Annotated in this window: 18 protein-coding genes; 3 read left to right on the forward strand and 15 right to left on the reverse strand. The window is 38.3% G+C overall.

Features of this window, described 5'->3' with window-relative positions; genetic code table 11:
- Positions 1-35: 35 nt before the first annotated feature.
- The 5 genes from FHS59_RS18045 to uxaC all read right to left on the reverse strand — a co-directional run bounded on the left by FHS59_RS18045 (position 36) and on the right by uxaC (position 5,188).
- Entirely contained in the window at positions 36-968 is a 933-nt protein-coding gene (locus FHS59_RS18045) for a UDP-glucuronic acid decarboxylase family protein (RefSeq protein WP_184496762.1), read from the reverse strand.
- A gap of 130 nt (positions 969-1,098) precedes the next feature.
- Positions 1,099-1,671, reverse strand: coding sequence for a sugar O-acetyltransferase (locus FHS59_RS18050; protein WP_184496763.1), 573 nt, complete (start codon positions 1,669-1,671; stop codon positions 1,099-1,101).
- Positions 1,668-2,843, reverse strand: a complete 1,176-nt coding sequence (gene uxuA, locus FHS59_RS18055; RefSeq protein ID WP_184496764.1) for a mannonate dehydratase — start codon at positions 2,841-2,843, stop codon at positions 1,668-1,670. Before uxuA ends, FHS59_RS18050 begins: the two co-directional genes overlap by 4 nt.
- Before the next feature lie 78 nt (positions 2,844-2,921).
- A complete protein-coding gene (locus tag FHS59_RS18060; protein WP_184496765.1) occupies positions 2,922-3,740 on the reverse strand; it encodes an SDR family oxidoreductase in 819 nt (272 codons plus the stop codon).
- Positions 3,741-3,742: 2 nt separating this feature from the next.
- Entirely contained in the window at positions 3,743-5,188 is a 1,446-nt protein-coding gene (uxaC, locus tag FHS59_RS18065) for a glucuronate isomerase (protein WP_184496766.1), read from the reverse strand.
- 176 nt (positions 5,189-5,364) lie between these two features.
- Here uxaC and FHS59_RS18070 point away from each other — a divergent pair, with 176 nt between their 5' ends.
- Entirely contained in the window at positions 5,365-6,387 is a 1,023-nt protein-coding gene (locus FHS59_RS18070) for a LacI family DNA-binding transcriptional regulator (RefSeq protein ID WP_184496767.1), read from the forward strand.
- Between the two features lie 130 nt (positions 6,388-6,517).
- On the opposite strand, the gene FHS59_RS18075 is transcribed toward FHS59_RS18070, so the two are convergent.
- The 4 genes from FHS59_RS18075 to FHS59_RS18090 all read right to left on the reverse strand — a co-directional run bounded on the left by FHS59_RS18075 (position 6,518) and on the right by FHS59_RS18090 (position 14,337).
- Positions 6,518-8,188 carry a RagB/SusD family nutrient uptake outer membrane protein gene (locus FHS59_RS18075; RefSeq protein ID WP_184496768.1) on the reverse strand — a complete coding sequence of 557 codons (1,671 nt, stop codon included), beginning with the start codon at positions 8,186-8,188 and terminating at the stop codon, positions 6,518-6,520.
- Positions 8,189-8,194: 6 nt separating this feature from the next.
- Positions 8,195-11,212 (reverse strand): SusC/RagA family TonB-linked outer membrane protein, encoded by a 3,018-nt coding sequence (locus FHS59_RS18080; protein ID WP_184496769.1) that lies wholly within the window; start codon positions 11,210-11,212, stop codon positions 8,195-8,197.
- 382 nt (positions 11,213-11,594) lie between these two features.
- Positions 11,595-12,941: a Gfo/Idh/MocA family protein gene (locus FHS59_RS18085; RefSeq protein ID WP_184496770.1), complete on the reverse strand. Its 1,347-nt coding sequence runs from the start codon at positions 12,939-12,941 to the stop codon at positions 11,595-11,597.
- A 13-nt stretch (positions 12,942-12,954) separates the two neighbouring features.
- Positions 12,955-14,337 (reverse strand): 3-keto-disaccharide hydrolase, encoded by a 1,383-nt coding sequence (locus FHS59_RS18090; RefSeq protein WP_184496771.1) that lies wholly within the window; start codon positions 14,335-14,337, stop codon positions 12,955-12,957.
- 170 nt (positions 14,338-14,507) lie between these two features.
- On the opposite strand from FHS59_RS18090, the gene FHS59_RS18095 reads away from it, so the two are divergent.
- Complete coding sequence (locus FHS59_RS18095; protein WP_184496772.1) at positions 14,508-15,674, forward strand: THUMP domain-containing class I SAM-dependent RNA methyltransferase; 1,167 nt, start codon at positions 14,508-14,510, stop codon at positions 15,672-15,674.
- Positions 15,675-15,725: 51 nt separating this feature from the next.
- Here FHS59_RS18095 and FHS59_RS18100 read toward each other — a convergent pair whose 3' ends face one another.
- The 4 genes from FHS59_RS18100 to FHS59_RS18115 all read right to left on the reverse strand — a co-directional run bounded on the left by FHS59_RS18100 (position 15,726) and on the right by FHS59_RS18115 (position 19,717).
- A complete protein-coding gene (locus FHS59_RS18100) occupies positions 15,726-17,237 on the reverse strand; it encodes a DUF4301 family protein (RefSeq protein WP_184496773.1) in 1,512 nt (503 codons plus the stop codon).
- Positions 17,238-17,421: 184 nt separating this feature from the next.
- On the reverse strand, positions 17,422-18,312 hold the full coding sequence (locus FHS59_RS18105) for a 5-oxoprolinase subunit C family protein (protein ID WP_184496774.1): 891 nt from the start codon (positions 18,310-18,312) through the stop codon (positions 17,422-17,424).
- On the reverse strand, positions 18,309-19,010 hold the full coding sequence (pxpB, locus tag FHS59_RS18110; RefSeq protein ID WP_184496775.1) for a 5-oxoprolinase subunit PxpB: 702 nt from the start codon (positions 19,008-19,010) through the stop codon (positions 18,309-18,311). Before pxpB ends, FHS59_RS18105 begins: the two co-directional genes overlap by 4 nt.
- The gene (locus FHS59_RS18115) at positions 18,998-19,717 is read right to left on the reverse strand and encodes a LamB/YcsF family protein (protein ID WP_184496776.1); all 720 of its coding nucleotides are present in this window, start codon (positions 19,715-19,717) and stop codon (positions 18,998-19,000) included. The genes pxpB and FHS59_RS18115 overlap by 13 nt, the downstream gene beginning before the upstream one ends.
- A 130-nt stretch (positions 19,718-19,847) precedes the next feature.
- On the opposite strand from FHS59_RS18115, the gene FHS59_RS18120 reads away from it, so the two are divergent.
- Positions 19,848-19,934: a 30S ribosomal protein THX gene (locus tag FHS59_RS18120; RefSeq protein WP_184497560.1), complete on the forward strand. Its 87-nt coding sequence runs from the start codon at positions 19,848-19,850 to the stop codon at positions 19,932-19,934.
- A 76-nt stretch (positions 19,935-20,010) separates the two neighbouring features.
- Here FHS59_RS18120 and FHS59_RS18125 read toward each other — a convergent pair whose 3' ends face one another.
- Positions 20,011-20,310 (reverse strand): hypothetical protein, encoded by a 300-nt coding sequence (locus FHS59_RS18125; protein WP_184496777.1) that lies wholly within the window; start codon positions 20,308-20,310, stop codon positions 20,011-20,013.
- A gap of 58 nt (positions 20,311-20,368) precedes the next feature.
- The gene (locus FHS59_RS18130; protein WP_184496778.1) at positions 20,369-20,878 is read right to left on the reverse strand and encodes a YdeI/OmpD-associated family protein; all 510 of its coding nucleotides are present in this window, start codon (positions 20,876-20,878) and stop codon (positions 20,369-20,371) included.
- Positions 20,879-20,883 lie beyond the last annotated feature (5 nt).

Genomic DNA, 20,883 nt, shown 5'->3' on the forward strand with positions numbered 1-20,883 from the left:
CTATTCTGGATGGCTTTTTCATTTATCAATAAGATTTATATTATTCCTTCGAAATATTCGATAGTCTTAACCAAACCTTCTCTTAAAGCAACTTTTGGTTCCCAATTCAATTCCTTTTTAGCCAGATCAATGACTGGTTTTCTCTGCAAAGGATCATCCTGAGGCAACGGCATGAAGACTAACTTACTCTTACTATTTGTAAGCTCTATCACCAATTGAGCAAGTTCCAGCATGGTGAATTCCCCTGGGTTTCCAATGTTTACTGGGCCAGTGAAACCGTCTCTGCTGTTCATCAAGCTGTACATTCCTTCGATGTTATCATCTACATAGCAGAATGATCGAGTTTGCTTCCCATCCCCATAAATGGTAATGTCCTGGTTTTTTAAAGCTTGAACGATAAAGTTACTCACTACTCGACCATCATTTGGATGCATTCTTGGGCCGTAGGTATTGAAAATCCTCATTACCTTGATAGCCACTTTATGTTGACGATGATAGTCAAAAAACAATGTTTCTGCACATCTTTTTCCTTCGTCATAACAGGCTCTGGGACCTAGCGTATTGACATTTCCTCGGTAAGATTCAGGTTGAGGATGAATTTCTGGATCACCATATATCTCTGAAGTACTTGCTTGAAGGATTTTGATTTTTAGCCTTTTTGCCAATCCAAGCATATTCATCGCCCCAATTACAGAAGTTTTTGTGGTCTGAACTGGGTCAAATTGATAATGAATAGGAGATGCCGGACAGGCAAGATTGTAGATTTCATCAACTTCGACATATAGGGGATGAGTGACATCGTGTCTTAATAACTCAAAGTTCTTATTATCAAGTAAGTGATGAATGTTTCTGCGATTTCCGGTGAAAAAATTATCAACGCATAATACTTCATTTCCTTCTTTCAACAATCTATCACAAAGATGGCTTCCCAGGAATCCTCCTCCGCCACTGACTAAAACTCTTTTCATTTATTTAATTCAAAAGATAAAAACTTGGATCATCAAAAATAAGGAAATGTTTTTCATTTAACAGTTCAGAAAATTTTTTAGGAGAAAATCAAAGAAAAAACTGTTTTAGAAAAATCAATCTCTTTCAGCTTTAAGAGTTTTGATCCTCAGACGGGACTTCCTTAATGAATTTTGCAGGGTTTCCGCCCACAATTACTCCGGGAGGAACATCTTTGGTCACTACAGAGCCGGCAGCAATTATGGAGCGATCTCCGATGGTGACTCCTGGGCATATGACAGAACTTCCACCTATCCAGACATCTGAACCAACGGTGATAGGTTTGCCAAATTCCCACATTTCACCTCTTTCCTTAGCGGATGTGGGGTGAGTAGCCGCGTAAAATTGCACATTTGGAGCAATTAAAACCCGGTCTCCCATTTTGATTGGGGTGACGTCTAAAAAGACACAGTTGAAGTTTATGAAACAATCATCTCCTACTTCGATATTGTATCCATAATCGCAAAAAAAAGGTGGTTCAATCCAGACATTTTTACCAGATTTCCCTAAAAGATTTTTGACGATTCCTACCCGAAGATCAATATCCTCGGGCTCAGAATCATTCAATTGTTTTAAGAGTTTGCGAGCATTCATCCGTTCTGAAAGTAACTCGGGGTCAGCAGCCAGATACCATTTTCCTGCAAGCATTTTCTCTTTTTCTGTCATTTTGATTTGGAGTATAGTAAAGCTGCTTCCACTCCTCGGATTTCCGCTAGACCTTTCAACCTGCCGATGGCAGAATATCCGGCATTGGTCTTTTTATTGAGATCGTCAAGCATTTGGTGTCCGTGATCTGGTCGCATAGGAAGAGATTTTCCTCTCTTTTCCTGTACTTTCAGAATTTCATCAATTACTGCTTCCATTGGCACATCACCATCTAAATGATTGTCTTCAAAGAAATCTCCATTTTCTTTTCTTCTCGTGCTGCGCAAATGAATAAAGTGGATGTGATTCCCGAATTCTGCGACCATAGCAGGTAAATCATTATCGGGTCTTACTCCATAAGATCCAGTACAGAAAGTCAACCCATTGTAAGGACTTGGCTGATCTGTGATCAATCTTCTTGCATCAGAAGCAACTGAAACCACTCTTGGTAAACCAAAAAGAGGGAATGGAGGATCATCGGGATGGATTGCTAAATAAACTTTGTTTTCCTCTGCTACAGGAACGATTTCATCCAAAAACAGCTTGAGATGCTCAGCTAACTTGGGAGCATCTATTCCTGAATATGTCAGTAGCATTTCTTTAAATTCTTCCAAAGTATACCCAATCTCAGAGCCAGGTAATCCTTTCAGAATGTTGTCAATTATCAATTGGTGTTTCTCCGGAGAAAGGGCATCGTAATAAGCTTTGATTTCCTGGATTTCCTCTGGACTATATTCTGAATCGGCTCCAGCTCTTTTTAGGATAAATAAATCAAAAGCCTGAACAGCTTTCTTTTCGAAAAGCAGGGCTTTCGCTCCATTTGGAAGTGTATGAAAAAGATCAGTTCTAGTCCAGTCAAGAATAGGCATAAAATTATAGCAAACTGTATGAACTCCTGCTGCTGCAAGATTTCGAATGCTCTGCTTGTAATTTTCTATCAGTTCCTGAAAGTTCCCGGTTCGTGTTTTGATCTTTTCATGAACAGGAATTGACTCCACTACAGACCAGGTCAAGCCTGCTTTTTCAATGGTTTCTTTTCTGATTTTTATTTCTTCTGGACTCCAAATTTCTCCATTTGGAATATGATGCAACGCTGTGACAATGCCTGTTGCTCCTGCTTGAAGGATATCCTGCAAACTTACCGGGTCGTTTGGACCATACCAACGCATGGTTTGTTCCATTTTATAGGCCATAATCTTAGGTTTATGAATTGATGTTTTTTGATCTGTTTAATTCTTAAGCGAGATAATGAATTATCCTTTTTAAAAGTTTTAAACTCCTGAATATGCAGAAAACCCGCCATCAACCGGTACAATTGTACCGGTAACAAATTCGGAAGCATCACTGCAGAGCCATTGTAAAGCACCCAATAGATCCTCTGGTTTTCCAAATCGATCCATAGGAGTGTGTGTTTTTATCTGCATTCCTCTTTGTGTCAGACTTCCATCTGGTTCAGTCAATAAGGTTCGGTTTTGCTCAGTTAAAAAGAAACCAGGAGCTATGGCATTTACTCTAAATCCAGCTCCATGTTTTGCACATAGTTCAACGGAAAGGAACTTAGTGAAATTATCGATAGCAGCTTTAGCAGAGGCATATCCCAACACTCGGGTCATTGGTCTACTTGCTGCCATTGAGCTAATATTTAGGACATTTCCTTTGTTCTTTTTTAGCATTAATGGAAGTAAGATCTTTGTAGGAAGTACAGTTCCCAAGTAATTGAGATCCACCACTTTTTTAAGGGAATCTGTATCTAAGTCTAAAAAACTTTGGTTTGGTGTGATCACTGCGCCAGGCATATTTCCTCCTGCTGCGTTGATTAAAACATCCAGGTATCCGTGGTCTTCTTCTATTTGGTTTAAAATGGATTTTAAGGCATTTTCATCCGTCACATCTGCCTCATATCCCCAAGCTTTTCCTCCATTTGATTTCACTTCGGCCACCAGATCATCGACTTTTGACTTGGTTCTACCAATGACTAAAAGATCAGCTCCTTGGTCTGCCAGATGTAAACTCATGGTTTTTCCCAACACTCCAGTTGCACCGGAAAAGGCTATTTTTTTCCCTTGAAGAGAAAATAAATTCGTACTCATGCTTAAAATTTTATGTTTTTTGGACTGAAGTCAAAGTAGTTTTTAGCGTTACCATAGCAAATGTCCTGAATAATTTTTCCCAACCAAGCTTCGTCCCAAGGCAATTCACCGTTCTCCACATCCTTTCCAAATAGGTTACAAAGAATCCTTCTGAAATACTCGTGTCTTGGGAAGGAAAGAAAGCTTCTGGAATCTGTTAACATTCCTATGAAACAGCTTAGAATGCCCATATTGGAAAGCGTATTGATTTGTTTCTCCATTCCATCTTTTTGATCCATATACCACCATCCTGATCCAAATTGGATTTTACCTTTGATAGATCCATCGTTAAAATTACCGATCATGGTAGCCATCACTTCATTGTCCCGAGGATTCAGGTTGTACAAAATAGTCTTGGTGAGTTGATCGGTGGAATCGAGAGCGTTTAGAAATTGTGATAAAGCTTTTGCTTGATCAAAATCCCCAATAGAATCAAAACCTGTATCAGGGCCTAACACTTGAAGCATCCTGTCATTGGTGTTTCTTAAAGCTCCCAAGTGGAACTGTTGTACCCATCCTTTTTCATGGTACATTTTCGATAGCTCTTTTAGAACTCTAAATTTGAAGAAATGAATCTGATCAGTTAAAAGGTGATTTCCATATTTCAAGGAATTTATCAGTCCATCCATGTCATAAGACAGGTCGTTTTTAAAATAATAGAGCTGCTCTAAACCATGGTCAGATATTCTGCATCCTCGGTCATGGAAATAGTCCACGCGGTTTTTTAAGGCCTGAATTAATTCTTCAAAAGTTTCAATGTCTTTCCCAAGAGTCAATTTGCCTAGTTTTGAGATATATTGGCAATAGCTTTCTGGGTTTTCAATTGCGAATGATTTGTCGGGTCTAAATGCCGAATACATTCCAACAGATTTACCTTTCTTACTAAAGTCGATATGATCATTCAGCGTATCGCATGGGTCATCTGTAGAGCACACCACTTCCACATTCATTTTTTCCAACAGGGAACAGGTGGAGAAATCATCGCCTTGAAGCATTTCCGAAGTCTGATCATAAATCCGGTCTGCGTTATCAGCTGTTAACAACTCATCAATTCCGAAATATCTTTTCAGCTCCAGGTGAGTCCAATGGTACAATGGATTTCTTAATGTGTAGGGGACAGTTTCTGCCCATTTGCGGAATTTATCCCGATCACTGGCATCACCTGTTATGTATTTTTCTGAGATTCCTAATGTCCTCATTGCCCTCCATTTGTAATGATCTCCAGCCAACCAAATCTGAGAAATATTTTCAAATTTTTTATTGCTATTTATTTCTGCTGGAGGAAGGTGATTATGATAATCTAAAATGGGCTGGTTTTCAGCATAAGTATGATAGAGGATACTTGAAAATTTATTCTGTAACAGAAAATCCTTTGACAAAAATGCCTGTTTAATTTCCAAAGTTTGCATAACAGAGGGTCCGCGTCTTGTAGTTTATTAGAAGTTTCAATTTACCCCGAAAAGAGGCTAAAAAAATTAAGAAATACGCAAACGTTTTCGAAATTATATAAGAGGTTTAGAAATAATAAGAAGGAACCTTCGTATTTTCAATCCCAATTTGCAACAACCCAAAATAAATCTTAAAAATGGTTTCTGGTATTAGTCTCAAAGAACTAGCAGCTGAACTCAATCTCGCCCCATCTACGGTTTCTAGAGCATTGAATGATAGCTATGAAATAAGTGAACAGACGAAAAAGAGGGTGCTGAGTATGGCTGAAAAGCTAAACTATCATCCCAATCCATTTGCCCGAAGTTTGAGGGAAAATAAGAGCAAAACTATTGCAGTAATTATACCTGAAAGAATTAATAATTTTTTTGCTCAGGTGATGGATGGTATTGAATCAATCACTCAGGAGCATGGGTATCATTTATTAGTTTACAGTACCCATGAAGATTTGGAGAAAGAGAAGAAAATTGTCAATCTTCTTCTGAATGGTAGGGCAGATGCAATTGTCATGTCAGTCTCAAGTCAGACTAGTGATATTTCGCACCTTAGGAAACTTTATGATAGAGGTCTTCCAATTTTGTTTTTTGACAGAATCTGTAGTGAAATTCCTACGACAAAATTTATAACAAACGATTTTCAAAGTACGCTTGAGGCAACTAGACACCTTATCCAACAAGGATGTAAGCGTCCTGCATTTTTAATGTTATCTGAGGACATTTCAATAACAAAAGAAAGGCATAGAGGATTTTTGGCTGCTTTGAAAGAAGCGGGAATAGAACATAATCCTGAGTTCAGTAAGGTTTGCTGTCAAAGAGAAGAAAGGAATATTGAAATTTTGGCTGAACTTTTGAATCGACCTGATAGACCTGACGGGATTTTGTCTTCAGTAGAAAAATTGGCTTTGGCGAGTTACCATGCTGCTAAAAAGCTAAAACTGAGAATCCCAAGTGAGTTAAAAGTGATCAGTTTTTCAAATATGGGAATAGCAGGATTATTGAATCCATCTCTAACCACCATTATTCAACCTGCGTGCACCATAGGAGAGGAGTGTGCAAAAATTTTGATTAAAAAACTGACTAAACCCAATCAGCCTGATCTCCCAAATGAGGTGATTACGATCCCATCTAAGCTGATTATTAGGGAATCAACTTTGGCGGAATAAGAAGTAGAAAAGCTAAAATTATTCGAAATAGGGTTTTTCTTAAATGAGGATCTCTTAAACGATTACTAAGTCATAAAAAAAGCTGTTCTGGATTCCAGAACAGCTTTATTATTAACAACCCTATCAACAATTAATACCCCGGATTTTGTGGGAATGCACTAGCATTTCCTTCCGCTCTATCTATTTGGTTTTGTGGTATAGGTCTCAATGTATGGAAATCCTGAATGTTAGGAGCTCCTTGAGGATTATAGAGTTTCACTCTTTCGACTAAAATACCCCAGCGCTTCAAGTCTAACCATCTGCTTTGTTCACCGAGCAACTCTCTTTCTCTTTCTTCTGTAATGAATTCAAAAGTCAAGTCTGACTCGGAGATTTCCATTTCTGTTTCTTTTCCTGGGAACGCTGCTCTTCTTCTTACAACATTGATGTTTTCAGTAGCTTCAGCAATTTTACCCTGACGGAACTGAGCTTCTGCAAGCAATAAGTAAGTGTCTGCCAATCTCATAGCAATGTAATCTCTACCGCCTTCAAATTGCGTTCTGTCTGCTCTTCCTGGATCTTTGTGTTTCTTAAGACCTGGAAATAATCTTTCAGTATATAATTCAGGAGTTAGAACTTGATATGGATATTTTGCCCTTTCAGCTTCTGACATATTGTAACCAGGAAGCCATATGGTAGTATCACCTGCCGCAAAAGTCACAGTCTCTTTTGACTTATCAAATGTAGTATTATAAGTGCCTGGCTTATTTGATAAGAAGAAATCAACAAATGTGTTTTTGTAGCGAGAATCATTTTCCCTGTCGGCGAAAATCACATTTAAAGTATAATCTGTTGGTTTATATCTCTTAAATGGTCGGCCATTTTCTACGTCTCTTTGCATGCCTGGCTGAACATCATATTCCATTAGGAAAAACACGTGTGCATTATTTCCACCACCATTTGTTAGAGGGTCTCTTGTATATTGAGTTGAAAAGATGACCTCATCGTTAAGATCATTCCCGAAGCCATGTACATCTCCAAAATTAGGAAGTAGAATTAATCCATAATTATCGATAACACTTTGTAAAAGCGTTTCTGCCTTTGCGTAATCAGATGCTTCACCAGCTTCTGAAGTAGCTTTTGTCAAGTATACTCTTCCTAAAAGATGTTCTGCTGCAGGTCGTGTTGCTCTACCGAAATCATTTGACTTAGCTTTTGCTTCCAGATTTGGAATTGCTTCCTCCAAATCCTGAATGATTGCCGCATAAACAGATGCAACTGAAGCTCTTGTTACTTCTTTGGTAGGTACTTTAGTCTCTTCTAACTGAAGATCTACACCTCCAAATAATTGCACTAAAATAAAGTAATGGTGAGCTCTGATAAATTTCGCTTCAGAAACTCTTTGCATCACTAATTCTGGGGAGATACCTGTGACATTAACAGATCTCTCGATCACAGCATTACAGGTATTGATTCCTCTGTAAAATTCATCCCAAAGTTCACGTGCATGGCCATTTTGAGAATCAAACTGGTTTGTATACGTATTCATAAACTTCCAAGATCCATCAGCACCGTTGGTGTAAGAATCTGTTCCAAAGATGGTGAAGTTATTACCTCTTTCGGTTCCATACCATGCTCGCATCGTACTGTATGCTGCATTGATACCATCATTTAACCCTTTTGGAGTGTTGAGATAATCGTTTCCAATTTGTGATACTACATCCTCATCCAAAAATCCACTACATGCAGACATGGCTGTGATGCCTAGTAAAAGGGCTGTTGATTTAGCCCAGTAGTTCAATTTTATTGCTAATTTTTTCATTGCTGATTAGAATTTTGCATTAATACCAAAAGTGAAAGAAGTTACAGCAGGAGAAACATTGCCATTAACAGTACCTGCAGCTACACCTTGCTCACCGTCCATAAATACCTCAGGGTCAATTCCTTTATATTTCTTTCTGTACTCAGAGAAAATGAAAGGTTGCTGGATACTTGTATAAAGTCTTAAGCTCTGGAAGCCTATCTTTTGAACAGCTTCTGGAGTGAAATTATAACCGAAGTTGATGTTTCTCACCTTGATAAAGGTGCCATCGAAATATTGCATAGAGCTAGCATATTTTGCGTTTTCTTGGTTCACATTAGGTCTTGGGAAATCATTTGTTGGATTGTCTGGAGTCCAATAGTCTACATCCAAGTTATTGTATCTTCCTGCAAGGGTGTTATTGCTAGTATGGAACTGGGATCGAATCATAAATCCGAATCTACCATACAAGAAGAAAGAAAGATCAAAACCTTTATAGGAAAATCTATTAGTCATACCCAATGCAAACTTTGGTACCACTGATCCCAAGAACTGTCTGTCATCAGCATTGATTCGACCATCATTGTTAATATCCTCTACCTTAATTTCTCCTGGTTTGTCACCGAATGAAGTAGCTAAATCAGATTCTGAGGTTTGCCAGATTCCAATCTTGTTCCAGTCATAGAAAATAGTCAATGGCTGTCCAATAAATCTTCCTGCTGAGATATCATCACCATTTGGAAGTGAAATAATTTCTTCTCTATTTCTGGTAAAGATCAAATCTGTTGACCATGTGAAATCGCCTTTTTCCACATTGAGAGTAGAAAGTGTCAATTCAATACCACGGTTTTGAGTTTCACCGATGTTGGTGGTGAAGCCTCCAAATCCAGTTGAATTGGGAAGTGGCTGAGGCGCCAACAAATCAGAAGTATTGGTTATGTAATATTCGAATGAACCGAAAATTCTACTTTTCCAAAGAGCGAAGTCTAAACCTACGTTGAAGGTAGTAGAAGATTCCCATCTCAAGTCAGGGTTACCAATTGTACTTGGTCTATAACCATATGCTGCTGTATTATCATATGCATAAGATGTTCTTCCTAATAATGCCTGAGTTTGGTAAGGATTGATGGCTTGGTTACCAATAGATCCGTAGGAAACCCTAAACTTCAATTGGTCAATACTTGAAGAGTTTTGCATGAAGCTTTCAGAATGGATATTCCATCCCAAAGCAACTGAAGGGAAATAACCAAATTTGTTGTTTTCTCCGAATCTGGAGCTACCATCTGCTCTCAAAGTAGCAGTAAGCAAGAATTTGTTTTTGTAATCGTAGTTTATTCTACCCATGAATGACATCAAAGCCCATTCAACCAAATTGGTATTTGCCCCGGTGATCAAGGAAGCATCCCCAAGTCTATGGAATAATTGAGATTCTGCTGGAATACCCTGCACACTTACCGTAGTCTGCTCATATCGATCTTTCTGGATAGACTGAAGTGCTGTTAAATTCAAATTATGTACTTCATTGAATGACTTCGTATAAGTCAAAATATTTTCTAAAGTATAGTTGAAAGTGAATTCATCATTCACGCTACCTGTAGGATCACCACCACGTCTTGCATTGGTCTGAGAACCTGTAAATCTTCCGTTTCTACTAATAGTGATGTCTGGACCAAACACCAACCGATAATTTAAGCCAGGGATAATCTCATAATTGGCGAAAATACTATTGAAGATTCTATAGTTTTTAGTCAAATCTTCTTGAGCTCCTGGTACAATCTCAGCAAATGGGTTGGTTCTCAAACCATCTGAAGTAGGAAGGAAAATGATGTTTCCATCTTCGTCAAATGGCTTTCCAAGTGGATTTTCCGCTAAAGCTCCTCCAAGTGGGTTAAAGTTTTCTCCATTTCTTTCACTGTAGGAAACTAGGGTAGACGTTCCAAATTTGATCTTCTTATTAATGGAGTGATCAATATTAGCTCTAAAAGTATATCGTGTATAATCCTGATTGATGATGACACCTTTATCATTGAAGTAGTTAGCAGAGACAAAGAAAGTGGTTTTGTCAGACCCACCGCTTACACCTACTTGATGACTCTGAATTGCACCATTTCTTAATAGACCTCCGACATAATCGGTACTTCTTCCTAGTGCAATACCTTCTAATTCAACAGGTTCGAAAAGAGACTCATCCGCTTCTGGTGTTGCTGGACCGGCAGGATATTCTCCACTAGTTCTTCTTGATTCTCTTTTATATTCTGCAAACTCAGACCCGTTCATTACATCAATTACTCCTAGTTTTCTATTGACACCATAATATGAATCTACCGATACAACAGTTTTTCCTTTAGTACCTCTTTTAGTAGTGATCAAAACAACTCCATTAGATCCTCTAGAACCATAAATGGCTGTAGCAGATGCATCCTTTAATACTTCCATGGATGTAATATCCTGAGGGTTGATATCATTCAATCCACCGACTACTGGAATACCATCAATTACGTAAAGAGGTTCATTAGAAGCGTTAAAGGATCTTCTACCTCTAATTCTTACTTGTGGTGCAGAACCTGGTTTAGAACCCGGCTGGGTCACATCGACACCAGCAGCTCTACCTTGTAAAGCTTGTCTTGCATCTGTAATTGGGAGTTCTTGGATTTCTTTGGAACCTACAGATGAAATAGCACCTGTCAACTGACTTTTCTTGGCAGTTCCATAACCTACTACCACTACTTCTTCCAAGTCGGCAAGATCAGGATCTAAGTTCACATCAATTGTGGTTTGGTTTCCTACTGCCATCTCTAAAGGAGTATATCCAATAAAGGAGAAGACAAGTGTTTCATTGGATTCGGCAGCGATACTATACTTACCATCTAGATCAGAAGTTGTACCGCGTGTCGTACCTTTTACCAGGATTGTCACACCTGGGAGAGGAGATCCAGTTTCATCAGAAACGGTCCCCGTCACTTGAGCATTCTGGGCAAAAGTGCTAAAAGCACTGAAGAACAGAAGCAGCACTACCAATAGGTTAGTGTAAAATTTAGGCCTCATAACTTTGGGGTTTATGTTAGATAAATTGGGATTAGAATAACCTATTAACCATTGATGTAAATAACCAACATTTAATAGGCCGTTAATTAATCTTAAATTAAGTCAAATAAAAAAGTTATTCAATGAGGTTTTTCAGCCTTTTACGCAATCGATTGCGCGTTTATATTGGTCAAAAAATCAGTCACTTATCGCTAAATAGTGAAAAGGTAAAAAACTAGTGATTTTTTATCACTTTTTTAATGTAAAGAGTAGTTTGATGTCTTTTTGGAAATTATTTGATAGAAAAAATGTTGATTTAAATAAATGTATTTCAAACTAAAAAAAAACACCTAATGAATTTTTACGACAGCAGGTGTTTCTGAGAATTGATTATTCTCTTTTTTTAAACCTTTGGAGGTTCCCATCCTTTTTCATATTCTCTTGTCCAAAGAGCTTTTGCACTTTCAGAATTTAGAATATGCCCATTGGTAGGGTCACAAACTAATGACTCTCCAGTTCTATAACTGATGTTTGCCAGATGACATAGTAATGTGCTGACAGCACCTTCTTCAATCGTTGAGTTTTGCTTTTCTTTTCCTCGAATTGCCTCAAAGAAATTAGCAACATGAATGGTACTCATATCACCTCCACCACCTAGCTGGGTTCCACCTTCGTTGTTTCCAGATTGGTTTTCTTTAACGAGTTTTCCAGATCTATCAAATTGCTTGTATCCTCCTCGGTCCACATAAACCGATCCTTCTGATCCGTAAATTATCGTTCCTCTATCTGAACCATAGGTTTTGTAACTATTTCGGCTTTTTCCATCCCATTGAATGAAAGTTCCATTGTCAAATTCATAGGTGGACTCCAAAGTGTCGTACATAGTCCAGCCATCTTCTGGGAAATGGAATTTTCCTCCTACAGTCGATACTTTTTTTGGATATTCAACTTGAAGTGCCCATCTGGCCACATCTAGTTCATGCGTAGCGTTATTTCCGGTCTCGGCAGTTCCATATTCCCAACCATACCAATGCCAATTGTAATCCCAAGTGTCATGAGTATAGGCTCTTCTTGGAGCTGGACCCTGAAATAGATCCCAGTTTAATCCTTCTGGAGGTGCCGCTGGAGTAGGGTTTGGAACTGCTCCTCTATTATTACTATAAAATGCTTTTGCCATAGAAACTTTACCAATTTCTCCGGCGTGGATCGCTTTAATGATTTCTATACTTTCTGGAGCTGATCGCTGCTGGTTTCCCATTTGGATCACATTTCCATATTTTTTCTGAATAGCAATTAAGATTTCGCCTTCGCGTGGATTATGGCTACAAGGTTTTTCTACATAAACATGCTTTCCTCGCTCGGAAGCCAGCCAAGTACCAGGTGCATGCCAGTGATCTGGTGTAGCATTAATCAATGCGTCAACTTCTTTGTCCTCCAGCACGTTCATGATATTGCCTTCCAGTTTTGGCTGGTAATCGATATGCTTCGCAAAGTTTTTAGCGGCTTTTGTCATCTGCGAGTCCATGACATCACAGAGGTACATCAGATTTACATTGGTTTTTGGAAGCTTAATCGGCTCATAATAGGCTCCTAATCTTCTTCCCAAACCTGCTATTGCAACATTAATCCGGTCATTGGCACCGATAATATTCCCATAACTTTTGGCAGAAAAACCTAAGCTTCCCAATGCAGAAATACCGACCGTTGCAGCAGTAGATTTCTTGATGAATTCTCTTCTATTGTTTTTCATTTTTGGTCTGGTCTTATTGTAATGTTTTAATCTTTATATTTTTGAAGCTTACTTCATTTCCATGATCCTGTAATAGAATATGTCCTTTTTCCGCTTCACCGAAGTTAGGCCAAATTTTATATTTACTGATCGCTACCAAATCTCTAAATTCCTGAGACCCTCGGTCATATTCTAGAACTTTAACTCCATTTAAATAATGAGTCACATGGTTATTTGGCTCCACTACCACTCGGCCTTTGTTCCATTCTCCAATTGGTTTCATAAATCTTGGTTGTTTATCCGCCGTAATCAAATCGTAAAGACTGGATAAGGTTCTGTTTCCATCTCTTCCCATTTTGGCATCCGGATGCTTTTCATCATCCAAAATCTGATATTCTAATCCGATTGCTGATCCTTTATTACCTTCTGAAAGCGTTACAAAATATTTCAATCCACTATTTGCACCTTCAGTCAATTTGAATTCAAATCCTAAGTCAAAAGCAGAAAACTCATCTATAGTTACTATGTCACCCGCATTTGCAGATTCCTTACCGTCAGAAGCTGCAATGGTTAAAATGCCTTCATTCACTGGCCAACCGAAATCTGGGAATGAATCTTTGTAAGCACCTTTCCAGCCATCAGAATTCTGTCCATTGAATAATAAATTCCAACCAGTGTTTTTCTCGTAATCAGTTAATGTATTCAATCTATTGTTAACCACATAAATAGAGCTGTTGAAAGGTTGAGGGTCTAAATTGGTGGTTTTGATTTTGACATTTTTAAAGTATGTCTTATTTCCTTCATCTTCTGGATTTCTGATGCTATGTACCTGAAGACCAATAAAACCAGTCTTATCCATGTCATCTACAACGTAGGCTACTTCTTGACCATTTAGCCAAGTCTTGATTTCATCACCGATCACTTCGATTCTATAATGATTGAATTCTCCCATTTTGAAAGCGGTCTTAGCCGCAGGGTTTAAATCCAAAGGATAAAGCCATCCTCTTCTTGCTTCATCATAAACTCCGCCAGACCAAGCTCTATCACTTGGATCAGCTTCTACTTGATAGCCATAAACCAAACCCTTTCCGTCTCTTGCTGTTGGATCAAATTGTCCTCTAGCCATGACACCTGAATTACTGGTTTCATGCTCCACTTTCAGATCAAGTTCCAAAATAAAATCACCGTATTGTTCCTCTGTTATTAAAAAGGTATTTGGTGAGCCGGCTACTGCAGATCCTTCAATTACTCCATCTACCACTTCAAATGTGGCAGTTCCTGCAACTGGTTTCCAGCCGCTGAGATCTTTTCCATTAAATAGATCTTTCCAATCATCTTCTACTTTGGGTTCTCCACCACAACCGAATAAGACAACACCTGATGCAAGCAGTAAGAATAGATTTTGGATTTTTTTCATAGTATTCAATTTTTTGGAATAGCTTAAAATTCTAGATTCTGAACCTTCCGAACAACTTAGATTCCTTTCAATTTACGCAAACGATTGCGAGTTTTTTGGGAAAATGAGATGAATGAATTCCTCTTTTTTTGAATGGAAGAAGAATCGGATGAACTTTCTTACTTTTGCACATGCTTGATTTTGACCAACGAGGAAAAGTATTTATTACCTGCAAAGATCGCTTTGCCACATACCTGGAAAAGGAAGTCCGAGAACTAGGATTTGTACCTGAATCTGTCAGCAGAACAGGGATAGAATTAAAAGCCAGCCTGGAAGAATGTATGGATTTAAACCTGCATCTCAGAACGGCTTCACAGGTTCTTTTTGAAATCAAATCCTTTTATCTCCAAAATTCAGATGACATCTATAGAAAAATCAAAGCCATCGCTTGGGAAGAATTCCTGGATGTGGACGGATATTTTTCTGTTAGTTCAGTGGTAGATAATGAAAGCATCAATAATCCCATGTTTGTGAATGTAAGGGTGAAAGATGCTATCGTAGATCGCTTCCGGGAGAAGTCGGGGAGAAGGCCTGATTCAGGTTCCGATTACCAGGGATTGGTTTTGCAGCTTTATTGGAAAGGCACTCAGGCATCCATGTATATCAACACTTCAGGTGAAACAATCGCGAAGCACGGTTATAGAAAAATCCCTGGTAAAGCACCAATGTTAGAAGCTTTGGCAGCTGCATCAATTTTCGCAACTGAATGGAATACCCGGGTTCCTTTTGTCAACCCGATGTGTGGTTCAGGGACTTTAGCGATTGAAGCAGCTATGTTGGCAACGAAAAGATATCCAGGTCTTTACCGGGATAATTATTCATTTCAATATATTTTAGGATACCAAGAGGAAGCTTTCCTTGCAAAAAAGAGAAAGCTTGAAAATAAGATCATGGAAGTTCCGGAAGTGAAAATCATTGCTTCAGATATTTCCCTTCAGGCTATTGCATACGCTAAGGAAAATGCGATCGTCGCAGGAGTGGACCATATGATAGACTTTCAGGTTTGTGATTTTGCTGAGACAGAAATTCCCGAAAAGCCTAGAGGAGTTGTAATCTTCAATCCAGAATATGGGCAGCGATTAGGGGAGTCTTTGGAACTGGAAGAAACCTATAAAAGAATGGGTGATTATATGAAGCAGAAATGTGCCGGTTATAGAGGTTATATTTTTACTGGAAATATGGAGCTTGCCAAAAAAGTTGGATTGAAAGCCAGTCGGAGAATTGAATTTTGGAATGGGAAAATAGATTGTAGACTTCTGAAATACGATCTATATGCTGGTAAAAAAGTAGAGAATTAAAATCAGAAGTCAGAAGGGTGAATATTCACCCTTCTGACTTCATAATATGTTTTATTGATGTTCGTCTCGTAAAAGATCATTCACAGTTTTTACGGGATTGAATGTAATCAATGGAACTTCGACAAAAAGCGTGTTCCAACCTGCCATTGCACCATTCCAAAGTCCCGGCAACTCCAGTGCTTTCAAATCCTTTCCACTTTTTGATTTTTCTGTGATAAATCCGGTCATCATATCCCGGTATTTCAACAGGTCAAAATCATTCCCTTCAAAATCTTTGGTACCGCAAACCAAATCCACAGGATTAAAGTGGGTAGAACTCTGAAAATGCTTTTTAGCTTCAGGATCATTCAAATCAATCTGTGCTGTTTCTGCAATTTGTAAAGAAAGGGAGCCATCAGATTCTTCCACCCAGAATGGTCCACCGCCTGGTTCGCCGGTGTTTTTCACCATCCCACATACTCTGATAGGTCTGTTTAATTTAGCTTGTAAAAAAGCACCTCTTTCGGAAGTAGATTTGGTTGAAAAATCTGAAGGGAGTTTCGCTCCCAAATGGTAAGTGAATACATGTTCGGCATGTTTTACGGTTTCTTCATCCATGGATTTGCTTAGACCAAGCAAGGCTTCAAAAACTCGATCCTGAATCTCCAGAAGTAATCCTCCGATAGCCATTTTGTAGTCCTTGGTTTCTCCTTTTAGGCGATCTGGAACCACATTGTCAATGTTTTTAATGAAGATCAAGTCTGCAGAGATATCATTAAGGTTTTCCAACAACGCACCATGGCCGGCTGGTCTGAATAAGATGCTTCCATCTTCTTCTATAAATGGACTGTTGTCCATATTCACCGCGATGGTATCTGTGGACTTCTTTTGTTGGGAATAAGAAATATCGAAATTGATTCCGTATTCTTTTTCCAGCTTTGGCAAGATGGAGGAAATTTCGGCTTTGAATTTTTCTTCGTGTTCTGGAGAAACAGTGAAATGAATTTTAACTGTATTTCCTGTTCCGACAGCGTATTGAAGTCCTTCAATCAAATGTTCGTATGCTGGAGTTCTTCGCTCCTCAGGATAGGAGTGAAACTTCAAAAGTCCTTTAGGAAGGCTTCCGTAGCCAAGGCCATTTTCATCGAGCAAAGCAGCCAATATTCCTTTAAAATCTTTGGTGTCAAGCTTTTGGTTGATGCTACTTCCTTGTTCTTTTAGAAGATTATCCAAATCATCATAAAAAGCGAATTTTTCGATGTTGTTCATGAACTTCTGAACAAAAGGAGATTTACTGAGATCTCCATCGCCTTCGAGAAAGGCAAATAAGTCTTTAAACATTCTGGAAGCAGCTCCACTGGCAGGGACAAATTTGACAACTTCGATCTGTGCTGCTTTTTCCGGATAGGTATTTTTGAAATGGTTTAGTTCCTTTTCACTCAATACATTAATCCCATTTCCTGGGGTGGCGGGAGCGACAATTTTCAAAAAAGGAAAGCCATTTTTGAAATGGCCAATTTGCTGATTAACAAGGTCAGGGTTCATGCCCTGCGACAAAATCTTTGATTCTAAGCCGGTATCCATGGGTTTTGGGATAAAATAGTGATATGTTAAGATAGCAGGCTATTTCGCTTTGCTCAAATTTGAAAGCTATTTTTTTCGAAATCACCCTAAATTTTAAATCCCCATTCTTTTCATAAACTCATCCCTTGAGACAGGCATCATGGAATGATCCTACCACTGGTAGATAAAGAAAAGGGAATATTTTTTAATGAGGCTTTGAGAAATCAAAGCCTCTTTTTATTTCAAAAAGTATAGTTTCGCCAGGCCTTTTTTGGGCTATGTGTGCAATTGAATCTTCTGGCAATTGTAAAATTCGGGGATATCCTCCTGTCACTTGAGCATCTTTCATGAGCACAATTAATTTGCCCCCTGAAGTGAGCTGAACAGAACCAGGGTAAACTGCCGCTGTTGACATCTCTTCTAAAGAATTTGGAATCAATTCCTCCAACTGGATTGCCATCCTATTTTGAAGATTTGAAATAGTAAACTTTGTTTCTTCAAGTTGTGCTTTGGTTGAATCTGGAAGAAATTGCCATTCAGGGCCTTCATATGCCACAATTGTATCAGAAAGCATCCAATCTCTGTTAAATATCACTTTTACAGGCGAAGGTTTTGGTTTTTCTTGATTCGTAAAATACCCGATTTGATCCCCTTTTTTTAGATTTCCATTTTCTAAAATTCCCGGGTAAAAGCTCTTACTCTCCATTACAGGTAAGATTCTAAAACCATGCTTTATTCCAAGGTAAATTTTGGATCCTAAATTGATGGCGCCGAATTCTAAAATATCTCCAAAATCAATCCCGATTAAGCCTTCTGATTTAATGAATTGTCCATTTAAGAAAACATTGGATTTTGCTCCCGCTAAACAAATCTGAGTTGGTGCGTCGAATTGAATTTTTAACCCTGGTTGGGATATCTCCAAAACAGCTTCATTTTCTTTGTTTTTGAGAAGGTGGTTTACCCATTTCATCGATCGAATATCCATAGCGCCAGAGATTGGAATGCCGAATTGACCGAAACCAATTCTCCCAAAGTCCTGAACGCTAGTTCCTGGACCGGTTTTAAGAATAGTCAGGTTTGCAGGATCTTTGATCATTTCCAAGTTGGTTGAAAAGATGAATTCTTTAAGCTGTCGAATTCCTCTTTTGAAATGGGGCAAAAACTTATTAAATCTCCTGGAGATGCCCATACAGGAGGGAGTTTTTTAGCATCAAAAAAGGAAAGTGGACTTCGTCCAATGATATGCCATCCTCCTGGACTATTGGTAGGATAGATTCCTGTTTGAGAGCCACCGATAGCTACTGAGCCTGCTTCTATATTCCTGTCAGGAACAGTTTTTCTGGGAGAAAACAATAGCTCTGGAAGCCCATGTAAATACATGAATCCAGGTAAAAAACCGAAGAAATGAATTCGATAGGAGTTCTCAGAATGGAGTCTGATTAATTCTTCGGGACTGAGTTTTTTTGCCTCTGCCAAAGCAGGCAAATCTTTTGCAAATTCATTTTCGTAACAAACCGGTATTTCCCATGTTTTTCGGGAAAGAGGATCTGTCAGAGGATCTTTGATTTCATTCAAAAAATGCAAGAGTTGCTGAGGATCGGGTATTCGATGCCATAAAATCCCCAAAGTTCTAAACCCAATTCTTATTTCTATGATTTCATCAGCAAACTGATTCTCCAAAAGCTTCTTTACGGCAAGTTGAATCTGGAGTAAGCGATCAGAAATTTCCACATCCCATTTTAGCTCAGAAATGCTCGGACTGATGATTGTATGTGTTGGAATTAAGCCCACCATTTATTGCGGATTTTTGGAAGAAAGAGATTTAATCCGGGATTATCTCCATGAAAGCAAAGCGTATCTGCTTTAACTGATAGTTTCTCGCCTGTTCTTGTCAGGATTTTACCTTCTGAAAATAAAATTTCCAAATGCTTTGAGATGCTGTCAAAATCACTCATCAACGAACCTGGAATTGACCTGGACACCAGAGAAAAGTCTGGATTATAGGCTCTATCAGCGAAAACTTCCAGTTTGATTTTCAAATCCTTTTCATTTGAAAAACTTTCCATAAAGGAATTGGGAGGGCAGAAAATGATGGATTTTGGAAAAGACTCTTTTAAGTAATCTGTCAACTGATCAGCCAGTGTTTCATTACCTGCTGAATCATTGTACAAGGCCCCATGAAACTTGATATGATCCATATGGATATTTAGATCATCGGCAACCAATCTAAAATTCTCGATTTGATTTTGAATCGATTCGATCAGGTTTTTAATGGAGATGTTCATCGATTTTCTTCCGAAATTTTCTGGATCAGGATAGGAGGGGTGAGCGCCAGCTTTCTTCCCGAATTTCTTGGCTAAAAGGAGCGTATTTTTTATTGTTTTTTTATCCCCAATATGTCCTCCGCAGGCAATGCTTGCAGCATCTATCCAAGGGAAAATAGCTTCCTCAGATTTGATTCCTTCTCCTAAATCACAATTTATCTCTGGTAGATTTTTCATGAAGAGGAAAGATGAAAATTACTGCTTTAAGAGACAAGATAAATTTATGCTTTCTCTAATTTACCGCCCCTCTTGACATTTTTTAGGCAGTTTTTTAATTTCGAATAAATCAAATTAAACCAAAATCAATATGGGAAAAGGAGATATTAAAACTAAAAAAGGAAAGACCAATCGAGGTACATTTGGTGCAAGTAGACCCAAAAAAGAATCGAATTAATTAGCGAGGAAGAAGAAATTTGAGGTGAAGGAGAATTAATTAAAAAAGAGAGCTTTTCAGCTCTCTTTTTTAATTGTTAATTTCTAGGATAGACTTTAATTACTTCCCTTGTTTCACCATCAATTTCGAGTAAAATTGGACCTAATAGAGCGTCTTGTGAGGTGTTGAAAAGGACTTCGTAATTTCCATTCCCCATTTTTCTTACGGTTGCTTTTCGCCAATCTCCAATGATTGTCTCCTTTGAAATATCGTCTAAATAATTGTAGGCAATTTCTCGGATTTTACTAAAATCGGCTTCTTGATCGTCCTTGTCCTGACAGGAAGAAAATGAAAGTATTATTGAAAAGAATAAAAGATAGATGTAAGAAGTTTTCATGGACATATTTTATAGTTTTTGCCATGACGAAAGTTTTCTTACTTCTGTTAACAGCCTCTTACAAGTTGTTATAATATTTAATCATTTCATTCAACTGTTTAAAGTCAAGCTTACCTTTCGAAAGTCTTAAATGATGCATGATTGCCAGGGATTTTTTCATTCGACTTTCAGAGTTTTTGACTTTTGTGACCAGATAAACCAGACTTCTTTGCTTGCCTGGAGTCAATGCTCTGAAATAGGCATTTCCTTCTTCATCCTGATCCATTAATACCTGAAATTCTTCCGGCAACTCATGCCCAAACTCACTCTCATCTTTTTCCAAAGTGATGTTTAGAATATCGTCACTTTGGAGATTTAGTTTTGTTCGGATTTCCTGATTTACCAAGATGTACCAGTAATTTTTGCCTTTAAACAAGGCCATATGCCAAGGTCCATGGGAATTAATAGTCACGAGAACCCTTCTGGTGTTTTCCTGAATGTACTTTGAAGAAATGCTTTCAGGGACAGCTACATGAAAACTCCAATGATTAAAATCAAAATTTTCTAACCGCCCCTGAAACTGATGCATAATTA

Origin of the sequence: Algoriphagus iocasae (genome assembly GCF_014206875.1) — a bacterium.
In the GTDB taxonomy this organism is placed as follows: domain Bacteria; phylum Bacteroidota; class Bacteroidia; order Cytophagales; family Cyclobacteriaceae; genus Algoriphagus; species Algoriphagus iocasae.

Bases quoted from the DNA above. Each gene is read 5' to 3' on its own strand.
- FHS59_RS18130 (WP_184496778.1), bottom strand. From the start codon at position 20,878: ATGCATCAGTTTCAGGGGCGGTTAGAAAATTTTGATTTTAATCATTGG.
- FHS59_RS18120 (WP_184497560.1), top strand. From the start codon at position 19,848: ATGGGAAAAGGAGATATTAAAACTAAAAAAGGAAAGACCAATCGAGGT.
- FHS59_RS18045 (WP_184496762.1), bottom strand. From the start codon at position 968: ATGAAAAGAGTTTTAGTCAGTGGCGGAGGAGGATTCCTGGGAAGCCAT.
- FHS59_RS18125 (WP_184496777.1), bottom strand. From the start codon at position 20,310: ATGAAAACTTCTTACATCTATCTTTTATTCTTTTCAATAATACTTTCA.
- pxpB (WP_184496775.1), bottom strand. From the start codon at position 19,010: ATGGTGGGCTTAATTCCAACACATACAATCATCAGTCCGAGCATTTCT.
- FHS59_RS18080 (WP_184496769.1), bottom strand. From the start codon at position 11,212: ATGAGGCCTAAATTTTACACTAACCTATTGGTAGTGCTGCTTCTGTTC.
- FHS59_RS18100 (WP_184496773.1), bottom strand. From the start codon at position 17,237: ATGGATACCGGCTTAGAATCAAAGATTTTGTCGCAGGGCATGAACCCT.
- uxuA (WP_184496764.1), bottom strand. From the start codon at position 2,843: ATGGCCTATAAAATGGAACAAACCATGCGTTGGTATGGTCCAAACGAC.
- uxaC (WP_184496766.1), bottom strand. From the start codon at position 5,188: ATGCAAACTTTGGAAATTAAACAGGCATTTTTGTCAAAGGATTTTCTG.
- FHS59_RS18060 (WP_184496765.1), bottom strand. From the start codon at position 3,740: ATGAGTACGAATTTATTTTCTCTTCAAGGGAAAAAAATAGCCTTTTCC.
- FHS59_RS18115 (WP_184496776.1), bottom strand. From the start codon at position 19,717: ATGAAAAATCTACCAGAGATAAATTGTGATTTAGGAGAAGGAATCAAA.
- FHS59_RS18090 (WP_184496771.1), bottom strand. From the start codon at position 14,337: ATGAAAAAAATCCAAAATCTATTCTTACTGCTTGCATCAGGTGTTGTC.
- FHS59_RS18075 (WP_184496768.1), bottom strand. From the start codon at position 8,188: ATGAAAAAATTAGCAATAAAATTGAACTACTGGGCTAAATCAACAGCC.
- FHS59_RS18050 (WP_184496763.1), bottom strand. From the start codon at position 1,671: ATGACAGAAAAAGAGAAAATGCTTGCAGGAAAATGGTATCTGGCTGCT.
- FHS59_RS18070 (WP_184496767.1), top strand. From the start codon at position 5,365: ATGGTTTCTGGTATTAGTCTCAAAGAACTAGCAGCTGAACTCAATCTC.
- FHS59_RS18085 (WP_184496770.1), bottom strand. From the start codon at position 12,941: ATGAAAAACAATAGAAGAGAATTCATCAAGAAATCTACTGCTGCAACG.
- FHS59_RS18105 (WP_184496774.1), bottom strand. From the start codon at position 18,312: ATGATCAAAGATCCTGCAAACCTGACTATTCTTAAAACCGGTCCAGGA.
- FHS59_RS18095 (WP_184496772.1), top strand. From the start codon at position 14,508: ATGCTTGATTTTGACCAACGAGGAAAAGTATTTATTACCTGCAAAGAT.